The organism is Candidatus Atribacteria bacterium (assembly GCA_011056645.1).
GTDB classification, from domain to species: Bacteria; Atribacterota; Phoenicimicrobiia; order Phoenicimicrobiales; family Phoenicimicrobiaceae; genus Sediminicultor; species Sediminicultor quartus.
This window is the reverse complement of sequence record DSEL01000132.1, coordinates 1-4,964: the sequence shown is the minus strand read 5'-3', so window position 1 is coordinate 4,964 and position 4,964 is coordinate 1. Positions and strand designations below refer to the sequence as shown.

The 4,964-nt window shown below is 35.3% G+C and carries 5 protein-coding genes and 1 pseudogene; all 6 read right to left on the bottom strand.

Features of this window, described 5'->3' with window-relative positions; translation table 11 throughout:
• Window positions 1–194: 194 nt before the first annotated feature.
• Complete coding sequence (locus ENO17_05365) at window positions 195–929, bottom strand: MBL fold metallo-hydrolase (protein HER24454.1); 735 nt, start codon at window positions 927–929, stop codon at window positions 195–197.
• 12 nt (window positions 930–941) lie between these two features.
• Window positions 942–1,940, bottom strand: a pseudogene (locus ENO17_05360) (DUF4872 domain-containing protein).
• Window positions 1,941–2,031: 91 nt separating this feature from the next.
• Entirely contained in the window at window positions 2,032–2,517 is a 486-nt protein-coding gene (locus tag ENO17_05355) for a DUF456 domain-containing protein (GenBank protein HER24453.1), read from the bottom strand.
• A gap of 173 nt (window positions 2,518–2,690) precedes the next feature.
• A complete protein-coding gene (locus ENO17_05350; GenBank protein ID HER24452.1) occupies window positions 2,691–3,581 on the bottom strand; it encodes a radical SAM protein in 891 nt (296 codons plus the stop codon).
• Window positions 3,582–3,843: 262 nt separating this feature from the next.
• Window positions 3,844–4,683, bottom strand: a complete 840-nt coding sequence (locus ENO17_05345; GenBank protein ID HER24451.1) for a hypothetical protein — start codon at window positions 4,681–4,683, stop codon at window positions 3,844–3,846.
• A 120-nt stretch (window positions 4,684–4,803) separates the two neighbouring features.
• Window positions 4,804–4,964, bottom strand: a 161-nt coding sequence (locus ENO17_05340; protein ID HER24450.1) for an alpha/beta hydrolase, incomplete at its 5' end; no start/stop codon positions are given.

Below are 4,964 nucleotides of genomic sequence, written 5' to 3'. Positions count from 1 at the left end.
CTATATTACTATATTAAATTCAAAAAAAACCATCTTTTTACAGAAGTAATTTATAAAATCCCCTCCCTATTATTTCTATAACAGGGAAGGCAATGAAACAATGCCTTCCCGTAAAAAGCAGGTGGCGATACCTTCATCTTAATTATATTTAAGAATTCTTTTTTTTTATGTTGATATCGCCGGTTTCTATCCAATTAGTTCATCTTGCGAATGCGTATCTCAATCTCCTGCTCATCTTTCAACAATTCCACTAATTTAGAAGTGTCGGTATTATCGTAATGATAAGGGTACAGGATTTTTGGTTTGAACGATCTTGCGGCATCAGCGACCATCTCCGGCGTCATGGTGTAGGGCAGATTCATCGGCAAAAAAGCCACATCAATCCCTTGTAGTGTTTTCATCTCGGGAATATTCTCGGTGTCACCGGCTACATAGATTCGTTTATCACCAAAAGTCAGAATATATCCGTTTCCTACACCTTTTGGATGGAAAGGTTGATCATTATTACGCTTATGGATTATATTGTATGCCGCTACTGCCTCAAATTTTATTCCCTGGATGATTTGAACATCCCCATTCTTCCTCACAGTGCCGCCAGAAATCTTCCTGGCACAGGTTTCCGTAAGAATCAATTTGCTTTGATTGGTACGTAATATTTTGATAACTGATAAATCAAAATGGTCACTATGCTCGTGGGTAATTAAAATAATATCTGCCTTGGGAAGTTTAGAATAATCCGCCTGCTCACTGACCGGATCAACATGAATGACTTTTCCATTAAAGGTAAAGATTAAGCTCGCGTGCCCAATGAAAGTAATCTGCAGATCACCAGCGGAGGTGGGAATATTATCTTTTTCAAAAGAATTCTGAGTACTCGCTAAACCCGAAATACATCCAAAGACCACCAAAAATAAAATAAATTTAAACATCTTTCTCCCTCCTTAAAAAACCTTTTCCTGACAAGCATTGAATAGAATATTCATGGTTTTTTTCTCTTTATCGGCTATCTCTACTAATATTTTAGAAGCTTTATAAATATATTCAATATCTTTGGTATCTCCTGCTTTTATAAACAATTTTGATACTGCTTTCCATAGCCGGGCAATGTCGGCAAACATCTCATAGGATTCTTTTATTGCTTCTATTTTTAATATCTGGCAACTTTCTTTTAGGAAATCTCTATAAAGATTTCTGAACAGCGAGCCACCGGTACCGGCTTTTTCCATTAACATAGCCGTGGTTTTAAAATCTCCCTCCACATCTTTGGTCCGTTTAAACCATTTTATTATTTCTTTGCTGGTCTTTAAGATGCCCTTATAGCTAATATTTTCGATGGGAGGATTCAAGTAATTTTTAGTGTTATCACCTATAGCCTGTATAATTTCTTTATTCAGGTCATATTTTTTATGGGTAGCTTGAATAGTATAAGAGAGATTTTTAGATGACATAGGTCCTTTTTCATTCCTGGCCAGTTCAAGGTTCTTTAAAAAAGTTTTAACCAATCCACCTTGTTGCGTGGTATCAGCCAGATAAGCACTATTTTCATCATATCCGTACATGGCTACATAATGGCCGGCAAAATGAATTTTATTCGTAAAATAGTCCAGGTGATAACAATCCAGTTTTATTCCTACGGGAATTCCTGAATCAATGTTTTCTCTTACATTTTCCCAGGCTTTTTTTGGTGAAGAGGTTTCCCAAACATTCAATTTTAAGTTCAGGTGTTTGGTAATATTTTGGGTTAATAAATCCGTTTTTATCCTTCCCCCTATAAAAGGGAAATCCATGGTTTTCATGTTCTAGATAATGAAGTTCAATCCCTCGCCCAATCCAAAAAGCATGGGTTCGGATAAGTTATTTCCTAAATGGAGAAGTAAGCTGCCTGTGGCAGTGGTTTCACAATGTTGACCGGCAAATGGTTTAAAATTTTTAATGATCATTTTTTTACCTCTTTCTCTTCTATAGTTATTTTACCATATTTTATTAATTTCTACAGATAAAAGGTGTTTTTCAATCTTTTCTCTTTCATTTTTAGCCTTTAAAGAGGTAAATAAAAAAATAGAAGGCCATTACTAAGGATAAAGACAGTCTGATAAAAAGTGCTATAATACTTCCGATAAAAGTGGCCAGGCCAGCCTTTAGGGCTATTGAGTTTTCTTTGCCGGCGATAAGCTCTCCGACTATTGCACCAATAAATACGCCTAATATCATTCCAAGAGGAGGAAAGAAGATGATTCCGGCTATCATCCCAATGATTGCTCCCCAGATTCCGTATTTGCTAGTACCGTATAATTTTGCTCCCAGTAGAGGTAGAAAATAATCTACCAGGGAGACGATAACAGTTAAGACAGCAAACCTGACCAGGAAACTTTTACTAAAAACAGGTTCTTCTTTGGCAAATTGGAGCAATAAAAGGGCAGCATAATTAAGGGGAGGCCCGGGAAGTGCGGGAAGAATACAGCCAATTATTCCTATGATGATACAAATTATTCCTGATAAAATTAAAATAAATTCCATCACGCTAAAACATTCCCTTCTTTTTTTCTTTTTCCCTTAGTTTATCATATTTTTTATGTAAGTAGCTATCTTACAATTTATTTATTTTTGAACTATTTTTTAAATTTGTGCTTGCGCTTACAAAGATAAGAGCTAATGCACCCATAGTCTGCAATGCACTTTGAGATAAGGAATTAGCTATAAGCAGGAATAATTTTTGAGTACTGTGCATTTACTCCATATTTTTCTCTCATTCTCCCTAGAAAAGAATGAATTTTTCTCTTATAATCAGGGATTGCCTTCCCTTTGGGATAAAGTAAAACATAATCAGAGTAGTATTCTGGAAGTTCTCTTTGAATAAAACTAAAATATCTGTCCTTAATTCCTCCCGATAAATAAAGAATTCCGCTTAACATATAATCTACTTTTACTTCAGAGGCCTGCTTTACCATCTTTTCCATGGATGTTTTATCATCAGAGAGGAAGGGCAATATAGGGAAAAAATGAAAACCAGTTGAAGCTTTCGTTTTACTAAACGCTTGCAAAATATTCCTCCTGGCCTCAGGTAAATTCGCCCTAGGTTCAACTATTGAAGATATATCATCATTTTCAGAAGTTATGGTTACTGTAATATTAACCCAGGCATGGTGTGCCAGCTGATCTATCAATTCGATATCGCGCAGGATTAGGTCAGATTTTGTGCTGATAATAACCGGCTGTTTGTACTTAATCAAAATTTTTAGAATATCCGGCATCAGTTTAAATTTCTTTTCTGCAGGCTGATAACTATCGCAGACGCCTCCAATGTTTATTAATTTCCCGCCGGTTTTACCCCTTTTCAGTTCTTTTTCAAGGACTTCACTAATATTTGTTTTTACAAAAATATCACTTTCATATTTCTTTGAATTTAAATATTTATGACTTTTCCTGGCATAACAGTATTGGCAGTTATGAGAGCATCCACGGTATATATTTAAATCAAAGGAATAAGGTAATCCCTTGCGCTTTAATTGATACAAAGCTTCTTTGCATTTATAATCCTGGAAAATTATTGTTGATTTTTCTTCATTATTGTATAAATCCATATCCGATAATACATTTAATCCCTAAACCGCTTTCCCTTTTTATGGTATTCCTGTAGGCTTTTTAACTACTACCATTATCTCAATCTCATCAAGGCTAATTTTTTGTCGATTCTGGCTACCTGCACAGTTCCATCCTAGATATTTACTACTTCGAATCCTGCCTGGTGAAAAAGCATAACCAACTCTGTAGGCATATATCCACGCTCTTTTGTGCGAACACTTTTTTTGCCTTCAGATTTTTTAAAATTAATAATCGGCCAATTTAGACAGAACGATGCTGATAAAAGAGCTTGGTTACAATCCACCCGAATAGAAACATGGAAGTAAATAATTCTATCATGTGAGGAAACCGAATAGTTGGCGGCATAAACTCATTGGGCGGGAGTACCAGAGAAGCCAATAAAACAGAAAATAACAAAGATACAGTCCAGCCGGTTTCCCGAAAACTGCCTTTTAGCATAGAAATGACCGGAAAGGCTAAAAAGGCAAATAAGATTCCTCTTATCAGTTGGAAGGGAATAATCCAGGGGGGCATCTGCAGCCCGGCATAATATTCATCAAAAGCAGCCCCGGCTAAAGGTTTGAATACCAAAGCCCCAAAGAGGATATAGATAATAGTATAGATTAAAGCTACCAAACTTAATTTAACTATCCACTGCCGGATATTCATTGCTATTTTTACGATTTGTTCTATTCCTTCTTCTGTTCTGAAATATTTTCCATGAGTAACTACTATTAGGGGAGCCAATATCGCTGCTCTTACTGCTCCATTAAAGAATAAACTAAAAGTATCTTTTGTTGGAATTATATCCACTAAATGCTGTAGAAAAACCACTGCTTCTATCTGAGTCATAAAAGTAGTTATTCCGAAATAGATTAAAAAAACCGTACAGATTAATCTCCAGCCACTCCAACTGGTTCGTATAATGGGGTAGCCAAGGACCAGTGCTGGCAAAAATCCCATTAACCATAAAGAGATAAAGCCATCACTTAAAGAAAAATTAATTTGTAATCTCCAAAAATCAATTCTAAAAAGAATAGAAATTATCAAACCCAAACCCAATGATTTTAATAAAAATATAAAATTTATATTTCTATTCATCAGTATTGCACCTCTTTCAATTGAATTTTATTTTCCTTTTTTATTTTTTATTATACTCACCATATATTCTTTATTTGTCAGGATATCATAAAAGAAATTGAGAAGATTTTCAAACCCAGTTTACTTTTCCCCAGTCCTCTCTAAAATCCATTGGCCCACCAAGTGTAACACTTCTGGTGAAATCGTTTCTTCAATCTTTGCATATTCAGCAGGCAATCCCGTTTGAGAAGTTTGAAAAAGATGATTAAGGCCGGGTAATTCTTTGACCGTAAAATTTTTGT